The sequence below is a fragment of the Methanomethylovorans hollandica DSM 15978 genome, from assembly GCF_000328665.1.
GTDB classification, from domain to species: Archaea; Halobacteriota; Methanosarcinia; order Methanosarcinales; family Methanosarcinaceae; genus Methanomethylovorans; species Methanomethylovorans hollandica.
In genome coordinates, this window is sequence record NC_019977.1 from 635331 (window position 1) to 649896 (window position 14566).

General features: G+C 46.8%; 12 protein-coding genes and 1 tRNA gene. 10 read left to right on the forward strand and 3 right to left on the reverse strand.

From position 1 onward, the window contains the following. From METHO_RS03050 to METHO_RS03060, 3 genes are all read left to right on the forward strand, one after another. A complete protein-coding gene (locus METHO_RS03050) occupies positions 1–1359 on the forward strand; it encodes a cryptochrome/photolyase family protein (RefSeq protein ID WP_015324052.1) in 1359 nt (452 codons plus the stop codon). A 98-nt stretch (positions 1360–1457) separates the two neighbouring features. Further along, positions 1458–2819, forward strand: coding sequence for an MATE family efflux transporter (locus METHO_RS03055; protein WP_015324053.1), 1362 nt, complete (start codon positions 1458–1460; stop codon positions 2817–2819). Positions 2820–2900: 81 nt separating this feature from the next. Then, positions 2901–2988: transfer RNA gene (locus tag METHO_RS03060), tRNA-Leu, on the forward strand. Between the two features lie 223 nt (positions 2989–3211). Here METHO_RS03060 and hgcB read toward each other — a convergent pair. The 3 genes from hgcB to hgcC are packed head-to-tail and all read right to left on the reverse strand — an operon-like array spanning position 3212 to position 4881. Next, on the reverse strand, positions 3212–3511 hold the full coding sequence (gene hgcB / locus METHO_RS03065) for a mercury methylation ferredoxin HgcB (RefSeq protein ID WP_015324054.1): 300 nt from the start codon (positions 3509–3511) through the stop codon (positions 3212–3214). Next, positions 3511–4575 (reverse strand): mercury methylation corrinoid protein HgcA, encoded by a 1065-nt coding sequence (gene hgcA / locus METHO_RS03070; RefSeq protein WP_015324055.1) that lies wholly within the window; start codon positions 4573–4575, stop codon positions 3511–3513. The genes hgcB and hgcA overlap by 1 nt, the downstream gene beginning before the upstream one ends. 15 nt (positions 4576–4590) lie before the next feature. Further along, positions 4591–4881: an HgcAB-associated protein HgcC gene (hgcC, locus tag METHO_RS03075; protein ID WP_015324056.1), complete on the reverse strand. Its 291-nt coding sequence runs from the start codon at positions 4879–4881 to the stop codon at positions 4591–4593. A 317-nt stretch (positions 4882–5198) separates the two neighbouring features. Between hgcC and METHO_RS03080 the strand changes: the two genes are divergently transcribed. The 7 genes from METHO_RS03080 (at position 5199) to METHO_RS03110 (ending at position 14491) form a co-directional block, all read left to right on the forward strand. Beyond that, positions 5199–7340: a type I restriction-modification system subunit M gene (locus METHO_RS03080; RefSeq protein WP_015324057.1), complete on the forward strand. Its 2142-nt coding sequence runs from the start codon at positions 5199–5201 to the stop codon at positions 7338–7340. A 145-nt stretch (positions 7341–7485) separates the two neighbouring features. Continuing rightward, on the forward strand, positions 7486–7929 hold the full coding sequence (locus METHO_RS03085) for a DUF1016 N-terminal domain-containing protein (protein ID WP_015324058.1): 444 nt from the start codon (positions 7486–7488) through the stop codon (positions 7927–7929). A 47-nt stretch (positions 7930–7976) separates the two neighbouring features. Next, positions 7977–8732 (forward strand): TIGR02391 family protein, encoded by a 756-nt coding sequence (locus METHO_RS03090; RefSeq protein ID WP_015324059.1) that lies wholly within the window; start codon positions 7977–7979, stop codon positions 8730–8732. Further along, entirely contained in the window at positions 8732–10165 is a 1434-nt protein-coding gene (locus METHO_RS13065; RefSeq protein WP_015324060.1) for a restriction endonuclease subunit S, read from the forward strand. Before METHO_RS03090 ends, METHO_RS13065 begins: the two co-directional genes overlap by 1 nt. Next, complete coding sequence (locus METHO_RS03100; protein WP_015324061.1) at positions 10162–10821, forward strand: hypothetical protein; 660 nt, start codon at positions 10162–10164, stop codon at positions 10819–10821. Before METHO_RS13065 ends, METHO_RS03100 begins: the two co-directional genes overlap by 4 nt. Continuing rightward, positions 10818–11528: a hypothetical protein gene (locus tag METHO_RS03105; protein WP_015324062.1), complete on the forward strand. Its 711-nt coding sequence runs from the start codon at positions 10818–10820 to the stop codon at positions 11526–11528. The genes METHO_RS03100 and METHO_RS03105 overlap by 4 nt, the downstream gene beginning before the upstream one ends. Beyond that, complete coding sequence (locus tag METHO_RS03110) at positions 11525–14491, forward strand: type I restriction endonuclease subunit R (RefSeq protein WP_015324063.1); 2967 nt, start codon at positions 11525–11527, stop codon at positions 14489–14491. Before METHO_RS03105 ends, METHO_RS03110 begins: the two co-directional genes overlap by 4 nt. Positions 14492–14566 lie beyond the last annotated feature (75 nt).

The following is a 14566-nucleotide window of genomic DNA, read 5'->3' on the forward strand; positions in this document are numbered from 1 at the left end:
TTGTATCATAAAGTACTTTTCATCTTCAGGCGGGATCTGCGTATAGATGATAATACCGGCCTGATCGAGGCTCTTCACTCTTCACATACAGTATTGCCTTGTTTTATCTTTGATCCCAGGTTGCTGGAAGATGGTAAATACAGTAAGAATGCTCTGCAATTCATGCTGGGGTCCATCAAGGACCTGGAAGCTCAGCTTAATGCACTGGGTGGCAGGTTGTATCTGTTTTCAGGTTTACCTCATGAGGTCACTGCAAAGCTGATCGGTGAAGAGAATATAGATGCTGTTATTGTGAACCATGACTATACTCCATTCAGTGTTCACAGGGATGGGGCGATATCTGCAGTGTGTGCAGAGCATGGATCAGAGTTCCATCAGTTCCATGATGCAACACTCCAGGTGCCAGGTTCTGTGAAAACTCAGCAGGGAAAGATGTATCAGGTATTTACACAATTCTTCAGGGCAGCCAGCAAGCTCCAGGTGGAGGTGCCAGTGCCAGTTAAGAAGGGTGCATTCTTTAATTCAGACGTCTCAGGTGCCCTTGAGATAATTCCAGAATTCGATCACAATAATCAAGAACTGTTTGTACATGGCGGGCGCAGCAATGCGCTGGAAGTGCTGTCCGATCTGAGCGGGTTTATGGATTACGACAGGCTGCGTAACATCCCTTCCAGGATGGGTACTACCGGCCTTTCGGCTCATAACAGGTTCGGAACAGTTTCCATCCGGGAAGTCTACCATTCTTTCATGGACGAGCTTGGACCTGACCACACTCTGATCAGTGAGCTTTACTGGAGGGATTTCTTCATTCAGCTTGCTGCTGGTCATCCCAGGGTATTCGGACGCGCTTTCAGGGAAAAGTTCGATGGACTTCAGTGGGATAATGACCCCGTAAGATTCCAGGCCTGGTGCGAGGGCAGCACAGGTTTTCCTATAGTGGATGCCGGAATGCGGCAGCTTGCTACTACCGGTTATATGCACAACAGGGTAAGGATGATAGTGGCTTCTTTTCTTGTGAAGGACCTGCACATCGACTGGCGATGGGGTGAACGATACTTTGCCCGGAAGCTTGTGGATTATGATCCGTGTGTCAACAATGGCAACTGGCAGTGGGCAGCATCCACAGGTGCGGATGCAACTCCATATTTCAGGATCTTCAATCCCTGGCTGCAGCAGCAGAAATTCGATCCAGAGTGTGAATACATTAAGAAATGGGTGCCTGAACTGAGGAACATGAGCTCGCAGGACATCCATGCTCTGGAGAAACATATCCCGCCACAGGGTATCGGATATCCTCCGGTGATTGTAGACCATAAGGCGGAGAAAGATAAAACGCTTATAATGTTCAGATCGGTATGATAAAGCTTTTAGCCCATTTCTCTGGTCACTTCCCGGTGAAACCTTTTAAATAGTTGGATGTTCGGTTAAATAGCCTGTTAATTGTTCAAAGGATAAAAATGGTAACTGAGGAGCAGCTGCGTTCTGAAAGCATCTGGAAGCTTTTCCAGAGATTCGTTTTTCCGGCCATTGTAGGTATTCTGGTGGCTGGTGTCCAGACCATAATCGATGGATATTTTATAGGCAATGGCGTAGGTAGCCAGGGGCTTGCAGGCGTCACTCTGGCTTTTCCGGTGGTGATGTGCATTGTTGCTCTAGGAGTGATGATGGGTATGGGCTCTTCCAGCCTTGTGGCTCTTGAGCTTGGCAGATCCAACAGATATAAGGCAGGAAAGATAGTAGCCAATGTTTTCCCTCTTGTGTTCGTTGTGGCTGTTGTTGTCACAATAGCTGGTCTTGCATTTGGCGACTCGCTTTTGAGCTTGTTTGCCGCGCCTGCAGTAGTACAGGACATGGCACATGACTACTTATATGCGATATTCATTGGCTCTGTGTTCTTCCTGCTTACCATCACCCTTGACCCGCTTGTCAGGAATGATGGTTATCCGATGGTATCCATGAACATCATGGTGATCTCCGTATTGATCAACCTGGTGCTTGACTATGTATTTGTCATGAGGATGGATATGGGGGTGACCGGGGCAGCCATTGCAACGGTAATAGCTTTTGCGGTAAGTGCGGTTCGTTTGACGCTACATTTCTTTAGCAGCAAGGCAGGTCTGCGGATCAGCTTTAGTAATATGATGTTTGAACTTCAGACCGTAAAGAGAATTATGGAGGCAGGTTTGCCTTCCTTTGCCATGCAGATCTCGGTGTCTATACTGTCCTTTGCTCATAATTTCGTGTTATTGCAATATGGTTCCGATGCCGATGTATCAGCCTATGGGATAATGGGTTATTCTTTCTCCATATTTTACATGCTCTTCGAGGGTATTGCTTTGGGGGTGCAGCCGATCATCGGATTCAATTATGGTGCAGGTTTGTATAGCAGAGTGCGTAGCACCCTGAAACTTGCAATTGCTACATGTGTAGCTGTGGGTGCTTTGGGGTTTGTGCTATTCTTCCTGTTCCCGGAAAAAGTGGTGCAGTTTTTTACTCCCGATGATCCGTTCCTTCTTGAGGTCACTGTGGGAGGCATGAGGATATTTGTGCTTTCATTGGTTGTACAGGGTGTGGTGGTTGTGAACGCCACATACTTCCAGTCCATAAACCGGGTCAGGTCTGCCCTGTTCATTCACATGGGCAAGATATTCATCTTCTTGCTGCCCCTTCTGTTCACATTGCCCCTGGTATTTGGGCTCAAAGGAATCTGGTTTGCAACCCCCGCAGCCGATTACCTGATGTTCTTCATAGTGATGATCATGCTTGCCGAAGAACTGAAGGAGCTACAAGATGAAAATAAGGCGTGTGATTATAACTGATCTACTCAAAAACAACTTGATATTCACCAGATTCCGCAATATTAATATGTGAAGTACTTATTTACAACATATTCCTTTTGTGCGGGGGTTGCCCAGCCAGGTCAAAGGCGCAGGGCTTAGGACCCTGTTTCGTAGGAATTCGTGGGTTCGAATCCCACCCCCCGCACCAATATGAAATACAGTTAACACCGAAAAACAATACTCTATAAAATTTGTTTTAATCCCCTCTTTTTGCTTCTATAACTAACACTATATTTTTAAAAATCTATGGTGTCGGTTACATTGCTGGTTTTGCATGAGGCTATTGGGAGCTGGCAGTGGAAATACTATCTTAGCGGCATTAGTGTGGTCGGGAGCAGAATCTAAAAAGGGAAGGTACTCTTGAATGTTCACTAACAGCAGGACCCGTCCTCTCCTCCGCAACAGCATTCACTACTATCCATATCCTTACCTCTTAGTGCAGCCCCTATCATTGCCCATGCGCAGCCTACACCGCTCTGGACTTCTATTGCCTGGACAGGACAGTTACGGGCACATGCACCGCATTCCATACATGCAGCAGGTCGCATGAGTTCAACATGTCCTTTTCCTTCGCCAAAGACTTCATGAGGGCACACATGGGTACACCGCAGACAGTTGATACACTTTTCAGGATAGTATTGTAGAGTATTTTCTATATATGAATTAAACATCAGACCAGCTCCATAAATCTCATTGCTCCTAAGATCATCAGGAGCAGAATTCCGCAGCCTGCCAGAAGTGCTATAATGGGTACATATCGATAGATCTCTTTTTTGACACCGGTCCTTGAAGTGAATGTTGTACAGCCTGTGAAGTTAAGGGCCAGGTATGCGGTTGTAGCTGGCATGGTCACAATTAAAGCCAATGATATGATCGCTTTTGTTAAGAGGGGCATTACAGGATTTGCTGCAAAGGAAATTGTAAAAGGAATTGCGACCAACAGTCCAAGAATAAGCCCTTTAGTGCTGAAATCATGCGTGGGAATTAACGGAAGCAGGGCAGGAAACAGTACAGTGCCTGTAATTACCGTGGTGATCGCAGCAAGGGCTGCAAGAGGACCTGCCAGAAGGTAAAGAATAATAGCCGCAGCTATTGTGGGAACTATTGCATGTCTCAATTCCACCGGTGTGAGCACCAGCCGGTCTTTTAACGCAAAATGCACCCTGCGCATTTCAGGTGTTGCCTTGTGTGTTTTAAGATATTCCGGCAGATCACTGGCACGGACAGGACCAAATTCTACCTTGAATCCCGACCTGTTTTGTACTTCATGTGCTGAGATTCCCGGGGCTCCAAGCTGCGGCACTATGACAGTACGGTGGCGGACAATATTAGAAAGTCCCGACCACATAATACGTTTTACTAGCTCGTCTGTCCCGAATGTGCCTTTGCCTGCAGCACACCATACATTAATTCCCTTTGTATCCAGCACAAGGATATAACCAGTCAGTACCTGCAAGCGCACAGCATCAAAGCTAAGCGTGTAGTTTGCCGACGCAAAAACCAAAGACTCCGAAGTAGGGTTCCCTAGTTTGTAAAGACCGGGTTTTACGGTGTGTCCCGTCCGATTCACACCCAAACGGGCAAAGACATGGTCAAGCCTGTTTTTAAGAGTTAGTCCACTTGTAGTCGTTAGAATTTCAGATGCCTGCATCTTACTGGTCAGAGTGATGAACTGATTTTTATCTGACCGGGGTGCACATGAGCAAGAGGCACTGCTATTTTTCTCACTGGTCATGGTCATGTCTCCTGTTCAATCACCTTTATGTATCAATGGTTCAAGTACTTCTTTTACCATTCCGCTAAGATCCTCTGCCTTAATAAGAGCGAGACAGCAGATACTACCTTCTTTTTCCCAACTTATCAAAGCAAGTTTAGTTCCCGTCTTAATTCCAGCTTTTTCCCGTACCTCTTTTGGGAGTACCATCTGTCCTCTCTCATCAATATTAAGGATCGCCTCTACGTTGTATGCAGAACAGGGGTTACACTCGCACATGGATCCATCAGGACTACGTGCTTCGTTAGATGCCCTCTTTTTAGTCATTCAAATCCTCATGTTAAACAAGGTTTTCAGTATATATCTACTTTTCTGAAAAATCAGATATAACTGATATCACTAATATAACTTCTAGTATCTACTAATGTTCAAAAGAAAAAACAGAAAAATATTGCATGTTAATGATGACATTCTGATTGTAGTCAATTGGTTTTTATTATTAAAATAATTACTAGGTTAAAAACGACTTGTATATTGGAGCCATTGCTTCCTATCCCTCTTACAGCATGTCTTTGAAAAATTAACAAGTGTTTAATAGAAATGACCTTTAAAGATGAGTCTATAATACATTACAAGGTTACAGAATGAGTGATAATAGCGTTAATTGGATTGCCAACTTCATCTGGGGTATTGCAGACGACGTGCTGCGTGATCTGTATGTGCGTGGAAAGTACCGCGATGTCGTTTTACCGATGACCGTCCTGCGGCGCCTGGATGCGGTGCTTGAGCCAACTAAGCAAAATGTGCTTGATATGAAATCCACGCTCGATAACGCGGGCATCACGAACCAGGACCAGGCCTTGCGCCAGGCGGCCGGCCAGGCATTTTACAATACATCACAATTCACTCTGCGTGACCTGCGCTCCCGTGCCAGCCAGCAACAGCTCAAGGCAGACTTTGAGGCGTATCTGGATGGCTTTTCACCCAATGTACAGGAGATCCTGGACAACTTCGAGTTCCGCAACCAGATTCCCCGGCTTTCCAAAGCGGATGCATTGGGTAAGTTGATCGAGAAATTCCTGGACCCTTCCATTAACCTCAGTCCGAATCCGGTGCTGAACGGCGATGGCTCGGTAAAGCATCCGGGACCGGATAACCATGCCATGGGTACGATCTTTGAGGAACTTGTGAGAAGGTTTAACGAAGAGAACAACGAAGAGGCAGGTGAGCACTGGACACCCCGCGATGCTGTGAAGCTCATGGCAAACCTGATCTTCCTGCCGATTGCTGATGACATAGAATCCGGCACTTACCTGCTCTATGATGGTGCCTGCGGTACCGGTGGCATGCTCACCGTAGCTGAAGAGACGCTGCTGCAGCTATCCCAGGAACATGGCAAGCAAGTGGCTACACACCTGTATGGCCAGGAGATCAACGCAGAGACATACGCCATTGCCAAGGCAGACTTCCTGCTTAAAGGCGAAGGCGATGCAGCTGATAATCTTGTGGGAGGGCCAGAGCACTCCACCCTTGCCAATGATGCTTTCCCTGCGCGTGAGTTCGACTTCATGCTTTCCAATCCACCGTATGGCAAGAGCTGGAAAAGTGATCTGGAGCGTATGGGTGGCAAGGATGGGATCAAGGACCCGCGTTTTGTCATCGAGCATGCCGGTGACCCTGAGTATTCACTGCTTACCCGTTCCAGTGACGGTCAGATGCTGTTCCTGGCGAACATGCTCTCTAAAATGAAGCGTAATACTAAGCTTGGCAGTCGCATTGCCGAGGTGCATAACGGTTCTTCCCTGTTCACAGGGGATGCCGGACAGGGTGAGAGCAACATCCGCCGCTGGATCATCGAGAACGACTGGCTGGAAGCCATTGTGGCTCTGCCTCTTAACATGTTCTACAACACGGGCATTGCTACGTATATCTGGGTGCTCGGTAACCGCAAGCCTGAGCACAGGCGTGGTAAAGTGCAGCTCATCGATGCCACGCAGTGGTATAAGCCACTGCGTAAGAATCTGGGCAAGAAGAACTGCGAGCTTTCTGATGAGGATATCAAAAAGATATGCGACACTTTCCTCGCCTTTGAGGAGTCAGAGCAGTCTAAGATCTTCCCCAATGCAGCTTTTGGTTACTGGAAGGTCACTGTGGAAAGGCCACTGCGCCTCACTGTGGACCTCGGAGAAAAATCCCGGGAGGTGTTCCGCAAGTCCTGTGGTACGGGGGAGGAACAGCTGGCAGGTCTCATTGATAAGGCTGCGGAGAAGCTTGGGTCTGGTTCGCATAATGATTTCAATGTGTTCATTTCCGCGCTTGAAGCAATGGCCAGTGGATTTGGTGTCAAGCTTACTGCCAAACGTCAGAAGCTTGTGCAGAACAGCCTTGCACAGCGCGATGAAAGTGCAGAGAGGGTTGTTTCAAAGGTCCACAGATTGGGTAAAACCGAGGCTGACCCGCTGAAAGGATTATTTGAAGCTACTGTGAACGGGAAACATGTTGTAGTGGAATATGAACCCGACAGTGAACTGAGAGATACGGAACAGATACCACTGATGGAAGAAGGCGGCATCGAGTCATTCATACGCCGGGAAGTGCTGCCTCACGCTGCAGATGCGTGGATAGATGAGTCCAGCGTCAAGGTAGGATACGAGGTCAGCTTCACCCGGTATTTCTACAAGCCTCAGCCTATGCGTTCGCTGGAAGAGATCCGGGCAGATATCCTGGCACTGGAAAAGGAAACGGACGGGTTGCTGGCGGAGATCATAGGAAAGGGGAATGCATGACGATATCCTCGAAGGCAGATGCCTTCAGATCAATGCTCATTTTGTGCAACTACCCGTTGCACAAATGTACTTTAGCCAAAGAATTTGATCTCATAATTTGGGAGTTGCTGACTCCCGGATGCAGTCCACACAGGGAGATTTTATAATGACTGACAAAAAGAACCGGAAGCCAGTTCCAGATAAGTCCCTGCATCCAGATGAGTGTATCACTATGAACACGCATAATGTGGCAACCTTTGATTTCAGTAACCTCGTGGATGCCATCCGGCAGGTGTATGAGAAATGTGCTGCACAGGCTTCTAAGGCAGTGAACATTAATCTCACACTCCGAAACTGGGTCATTGGATGTTATATTTACGAATATGAACAAAAAGGAGCTGACCGGGCCAGTTACGGACAGAACCTGTTACCCAGGCTGAGTGTGAGGCTTCGGGAAACAGCAGCCATCAAATATCATTTCCGCGAGCTGGGACGTTGCAGAGAGTTCTATCTGGCCTATCCGGAAATTGGGGGGACGCTGCCCCCACAATTTGTAAAGCTGATCTCATCGGAAATTAAGCAATCAATTTTTGGAGGTATGGGATCATAACTCAGGTTATCTTTTTTCCAGAAAACCAGATTGAAAAACTCTCCAGATTGCTTGCCAAATGTGGCTCTGGAACAGATATTTCCCGTGTCCTTACGTATTGTAAACTTAAAGATAATTCAGGCGAATCCACAAAATGGAGCCGTCTTTGTTGGGTGTTCCTTGATTCGCAGAATCAATACAAGTCTGCTAATCATATTCTTAGATTCATTGAATCCTTTCTAAGTCCGGTTCGCTTTGTTGGCCGTAGTGAGGAGTTCGAGGTTCATCGGCAGCATCTTAATGCAATACTAGCTTTCTCTGGTCTGGAATATGGAACGGATGGTAAGTTTAGGCAGTGTAATACTGCACGTACGCTAGATGAAGCTGAAAAGAGGCTAAATACCATTCATAATAAATTTAAGGGACGACTTCTACATACAGAAGTTCTGAAGTACTGCAAAGTTGAGCTTTTACAGGACAATTATTTCCATGCCGTCTTTGAGGCAATGAAAGGGCTAGCACAACGAATTCGTGAAATGTCAGGTGTAGATCTGGATGGTGCAGCACTTGTGGACAAGGTTTTTTCGGTTGAAAAACCAATTCTTGCGATGAATTCTTTACGGACTGAAACCGAAAAATCAGAACACAAGGGTTTTGCATCACTTTTAAAAGGTTGTTTTACAGCTGTAAGGAATCCTTTAGCTCATGAACCAAAGATTCTATGGGAAGGTGAGGACGATGCAGCGGATTACCTTTCTTTAATTTCACTGTTGCATAGAAAACTCGATGATTGCGTGCCAGTAAACGTGGGGAGTGGTGCTTAATGATTCATGACCTGAAGCCGTATGCTGCGTACAAGGATTCTGGCGTGCCATGGCTGGGACAGGTGCCGGAGCATTGGGAGTTTGAACGTGCCAGATGGTTGTTCCAGAAAATGAATCGTCCTACCAGAGAAGATGATGATGTAGTTACATGTTTCCGTGATGGGATTGTAACTTTAAGAAAAAACAGACGTGTTCGTGGCTTCACTGAATCATTGAAGGAGATTGGGTATCAGGGTGTGCGGCGTGGAGACTTGGTAATTCATGCAATGGATGCTTTCGCAGGTGCAATTGGTGTTTCAGATTCAGATGGAAAATGTACTCCAGTGTATTCGGTCTGTCAACCTTGTGGGGATGCAAACTCATACTATTATTCGTACATTGTTCGTGAAATGGCACGTTCCCAGTGGATTATGGCTCTAGCTAAGGGTATTCGTGAAAGATCAACTGATTTTCGATACGATGGTTTTGCGTCTCAACGTGTTCCCCTTCCACCTCTTTCCGAACAATCCTCCATCGTCCGCTACCTCGATTACATGGACCGGCGCATCAGGCGCTACATCCATGCCAAGCAGAAGCTGATCAAGCTGCTGGAAGAGCAGAAGCAGGCCATCATCCACCGCGCTGTCACTCGAGGGCTGGACCCGAATGTGAAGCTGAAGCCATCGGGTGTGGAATGGCTGGGGGATGTGCCGGAGGGTTGGGAAGTGAAACGGCTGAAATACTTAGTTACAAAGTTAGAAGTAGGCATTCAAATGGGACCATTTGGTTCATCTCTCACTCAACTCGAAGATTCTGACACCGGCTTCAAGCTCTATGGACAAGAGAATACCATTAGCGGTGATTTTTCAAAAGGCAGAAGATGGCTTACTCCTCAACAGTTCAATTCTTTGAAACGTTATGAATTGTTGCCAGGAGACTTGGTTTTGACTCGAAAGGGGAGCATAGGTAAATGCAGAATTGTACCTCCAAATGCTTCAAAGGGTGTTGCAGATTCTGATACAATAAGAGTTCGATTGGATTCTCAACAAGTTCTTTCTCTATTTATAGAAATGTTGTTACATGATGCTCCCTATGTAAAAAGACAGATTGAAGCCGTTAGAAGAGGTGCGATTCTTGGCGGCCTGAATACATCAACAATTGCAAATCTCTGTCTTGTAGTTCCTCCGCTTATAGTACAAAAGCAGATATTTGAATACATAGTGGAACATATTACAAAAATTACTACTACAAGACTTGAAATTGAGCGTGATATCGCCCTCCTGCGTGAATACCGCACCCGCCTTATTGCTGATGTTGTGACCGGGAAGCTGGATATGAGGGAAGCAGCAGCGAGCCTGCCAGATGAGGTGGAAGAGCCGGAGGTGCTTGAGGATGAGTTGGATGAGGGAGAAGAAGGTACTATAACTGAGGATACATCGGAAGGTGAACTATGAGTATCAAACTTACTGAAGAAGAAACAGATTTTCGAGATAAAATCGAAAAACTCATGGTACAAATAAAGGAGCAGTTGAAGGAATCTCGCATGGATGAAGAAGTGCAGGACCTTATTAATAAAATGGGAGATTACGCCTTCCAACTTCATGAGTCTCTTAAATCACGAGGTTTCGAGCCTAAACATCATAAATACATGATTAAGAATCGCGGTGTTCAACCGGATAATCCTCAATTTTATATGCATGTTCATCCTGTTGAAGATTTGTTAGCTTTTATTGAAGATGTACATGCAAATGATGAACCTGAAGACAAAACACTTGGTATAGAATTTGAGTTTTGTGTCTATTCACGACGCTTAAAATCCGAAGATTCATACCAGATAATACGAACAGAAGTTGGTTGGTATGTGAACAATATATCTATTGGTGGTCAGTGTAATAAAGGAGGAATTCCGTTCCTGTTCAATAATTTTGATCATGATTCAATAGAGTACCCCGTTGGTCTTGACGGCTGGTTGGAGTGGCTGTGGGAACGAGCAGCTCTTCAGGGTCTAACGAAAGAGCAGGTTCAAGATTCTTTAAATAAACTTGCCGGTTGGGTTAGTAATACAGAAAGGAGTGCACCGTCGGGTGGAGTGTGGGAGGGTTACTCTTGAGCAGGGGAATTAAAGATATAGATAAAACCGGTGTAATTACTTTTTTGGATGTACTTGGATGGAAAGGCATCTATGGAAGAAAGTCAAACCCAATTGACACGTTGGAGCTACTTCTTGATGAAATCTCTACCTTAAAAACACAATTAAGGGGCAAAATTAGTAACATGAGTTATGATGTGAATACAAAGAGTATCTCTGACACAATTGTGTTGTTCACTCCTTGTAGTGAAATAGAAGCTCCTGTAGTTATAAACCTCCATGGAGCTCACTGCCAGAGGATTATACCTAGATCAATTGAATTGGGAATTCCGGTAAGAGGTGCTATTTCCTTTGGAGAATATGAAAATATAAAGAATATTTTTGTTGGTAAGGCAGTTGATGAAGCAGCTTCATGGCACGAGCAAGCAGATTGGATAGGAGTTCAATTAACTCCTTCAGCAGAATACCTTTTAGATAGGAAGAAAATTGATGACGTATGGGTTGAATTTACTCCGGCAACTAAAGCTTCCTTGAAATGGAAATCACACTGTGTTAACTGGACAGTTGATTGGCAAGATCGAAATGGTGAGATTAATCAAATTAAGAGAAAGTTGTGGCAACTTGGTCCAATATTACCAGAGATTGCTGGCAAATTCATCAACACTTTGGAATTTATTGAAAAAATAGGTCAGAATGCCTCAAGCTTGAAAGCTGAGGAAGAAACATGAATACCGATACCACTGAAAAGGGTCTTGAGAGTCTCATTGTAACTACAATGACAGGAAATATCCCTTCACCATCTGATATCATCCACGATGCAAGTTCACTATACGGCGGTACCGGCTGGCATCTTGGACGGTGGCAGGACTACGACCGCCAGTATGCGGTGGATCTGGTACATCTTACGGCTTTCCTTAAAAGTACTCAGCCTGATATCGTGGAGGCACTTGACCTTGACAATGCCAGTCCCACAAGGCACAAGTTCCTCGCCCGGTTGCAGGGTGAGATCACAAAACGCGGTATCATTGATGTGCTGCGCCATGGCATCAAGCACGGTCCTCATCACATTGATCTGTTCTATGGCACTCCTACTCCCGGTAACACCAAGGCCGAGGAACTCTATGCTTTGAACCGTTTTACTGTCACAAGACAGCTGCGCTACAGCCGCGATGAGACACAGCTTGCCCTGGACCTTGCTCTTTTCATCAATGGCCTGCCAGTAGCCACCTTCGAGCTTAAGAACAGCCTCACCAAGCAGACCGTGGAGGATGCGGTGGAGCAGTATAAACGCGACCGTGATTCCCGGGAACTGTTGTTCCTGTTCGGTCGGTGCATTGCTCATTTCGCGGTGGACGATCATGAAGTGCGCTTCTGCACTCATCTCAAAGGCAAAGGTTCATGGTTTTTGCCCTTCAACCAGGGTTACAATGACGGTGCCGGCAATCCCCCTAACCCCGATGGCCTGAAGACCGATTACCTCTGGAAGCGCATCCTGACACCGAAAGGGCTTACCGATATTCTGGAGAACTACGCGCAGATAGTGGAAGAGAAGAACGACAAGACCGGCAAGAAGAAAGAGGTGCAGATCTTCCCCCGTTACCATCAGCTCGATGTGGTACGCAAGCTCCTCGCCCACGCACAGAATCACGGTGCAGGCACACGCTACCTTATCCAGCATTCCGCAGGCAGTGGCAAAAGTAATTCCATTGCATGGCTGGCACACCAGCTTATAGTGCTCAAGAAAGACAACTCAGAGGTATTCGATTCCATCATCGTTGTCACAGACCGCCGTATCCTTGACCAGCAGATCCGCGATACAATCAAACAGTTCGCTCAGGTGGGAGCTACCGTAGGCCATGCTGACCACTCCGGAGACCTGCGCAGGTTCATTGAAAGTGGTAAGAAGATCATCATCACCACGGTCCAGAAGTTTCCCTTCATCCTCGATGAGATCGGCACAGAGCACCGTGGCCGCAAATTCGCTATCATTATCGATGAAGCCCATTCCAGCCAGGGCGGTCGTACTGCAGCAGCCATGATCGAAGCACTCTCCGATCCCGAAGATACCGTGAACGATGCCCTGCAAAAACGTATGGAAGCACGCAAGATGCTTCCCAATGCCAGCTACTTTGCTTTTACTGCCACTCCCAAGAACAAGACCCTGGAGCTCTTCGGCTGGGCCTGCGAGGATGCAGGAGAGGTAAAACACCGTCCTTTCCACAGCTACACCATGAAGCAGGCCATACAGGAAGGCTTCATCCTGGACGTGCTGCAATACTACACCCCCGTGAACAGCTACTACAAACTCATAAAAACCGTGGAAGGAGATCCCGAATTCGATACTAAAAGGGCAAAGAAGAAGCTTCGTAGGTACGTCGAGAGCCACGATTATGCCATCCGGCTCAAGGCAGAGATCATGGTGGACCATTTCCACGAACAGGTAATAGCCCTTAACAGGATCGGAGGCCAGGCACGGGCCATGGTGGTTACCAGCGGTATCGAGCGTGCCATCCGGTATTTCCATGCGTTCAGAGAATATCTGGCCGAGCGCAAGAGCCCGTACCAGGCAATAGTTGCCTTTTCAGGTGAGCACGAATACGGGGGTGTGAATGTAACAGAAGCCACCCTCAACGGCTTTCCGAGCAGCCAGATCCCGGACAGGATACAGGAAGATCCCTATCGATTCCTTATATGTGCCGACAAGTTCCAGACAGGCTATGACGAGCCTCTCCTGCACACCATGTACGTGGACAAGATACTTTCAGGTATAAAGGCAGTGCAGACCCTTTCCCGGCTCAATCGCTCCCATCCGCAAAAGCATGATGTCTTCGTCCTGGATTTCATGAACGATACTGATACCATACAGTTTTCGTTCTCGGATTACTACCGCACTACCATTCTCAGCGACGAGACAGACCCCAATAAGTTGCATGATCTCAAGTCAGACATGGACAGCTATCAGGTCTACACTCCGCAGCAGATAGAGCAGCTGGTAGAGCTTTATCTGGGTGGTGCCGACCGGGACAAGCTGGACCCCATTCTCGATGCCTGTGTTGCTACGTATAAAGAGCACCTCGATGAGGACGGACAGGTGGATTTCAAGAGCAAGGCCAAGGCCTTCAACAGAACCTATGGCTTCCTTGCTGCTATACTTCCGTATACCAATGCTGACTGGGAAAAGCTCTCCATCTTCCTTAATTTCCTGGTGCCGAAATTACCAGCGCCTATTGAGGAAGATCTTTCAAAAGGTATTCTGGAAGCCATTGATATGGATAGCTATCGTGTGGAAAAGCAGGCTGTGATCAAGATCCAGCTGGCAGATGCAGACGGTGTGGTCGAACCCGTTCCTGCAGCCGGTGGTGGATTTAAACCCGAACCGGAACTCGAGAGGCTTAGCAATATCCTCAAGACCTTCAATGACCAGTTCGGCAACATCCCCTGGACCCATGCAGACAGGGTGCACCGGCTGATAACACAGGATATACCTCAAAAGGTATCAGCAGATACTGCGTATCAAAACGCGAAGCAGAACTCGGATAAACAGAATGCACGCATAGAGCATGATAAAGCATTAGCCCGCGTAATGACCGCTGTGCTGAAGGATGACACGGAGCTCTTCAAGCAGTTCAGCGACAATGAATCATTCCGTAAGTGGCTGACGGATACGGTGTTTGCGCTTACGTACAAGTAAATTCGTGGACCAGATAAAAAGTGTGCTTGTATTAAGCACACTCTACACATTTTTCTTGTTTTTCCACCCAAACCG

Coding starts and splice junctions, on each gene's coding strand:
- METHO_RS03055 (WP_015324053.1), top strand. CDS start 1,458: ATGGTAACTGAGGAGCAGCTGCGTTCTGAAAGCATCTGGAAGCTTTTC.
- hgcB (WP_015324054.1), bottom strand. CDS start 3,511: ATGTTTAATTCATATATAGAAAATACTCTACAATACTATCCTGAAAAG.
- hgcA (WP_015324055.1), bottom strand. CDS start 4,575: ATGACCAGTGAGAAAAATAGCAGTGCCTCTTGCTCATGTGCACCCCGG.
- hgcC (WP_015324056.1), bottom strand. CDS start 4,881: ATGACTAAAAAGAGGGCATCTAACGAAGCACGTAGTCCTGATGGATCC.
- METHO_RS03080 (WP_015324057.1), top strand. CDS start 5,199: ATGAGTGATAATAGCGTTAATTGGATTGCCAACTTCATCTGGGGTATT.
- METHO_RS03085 (WP_015324058.1), top strand. CDS start 7,486: ATGACTGACAAAAAGAACCGGAAGCCAGTTCCAGATAAGTCCCTGCAT.
- METHO_RS13065 (WP_015324060.1), top strand. CDS start 8,732: ATGATTCATGACCTGAAGCCGTATGCTGCGTACAAGGATTCTGGCGTG.
- METHO_RS03100 (WP_015324061.1), top strand. CDS start 10,162: ATGAGTATCAAACTTACTGAAGAAGAAACAGATTTTCGAGATAAAATC.
- METHO_RS03110 (WP_015324063.1), top strand. CDS start 11,525: ATGAATACCGATACCACTGAAAAGGGTCTTGAGAGTCTCATTGTAACT.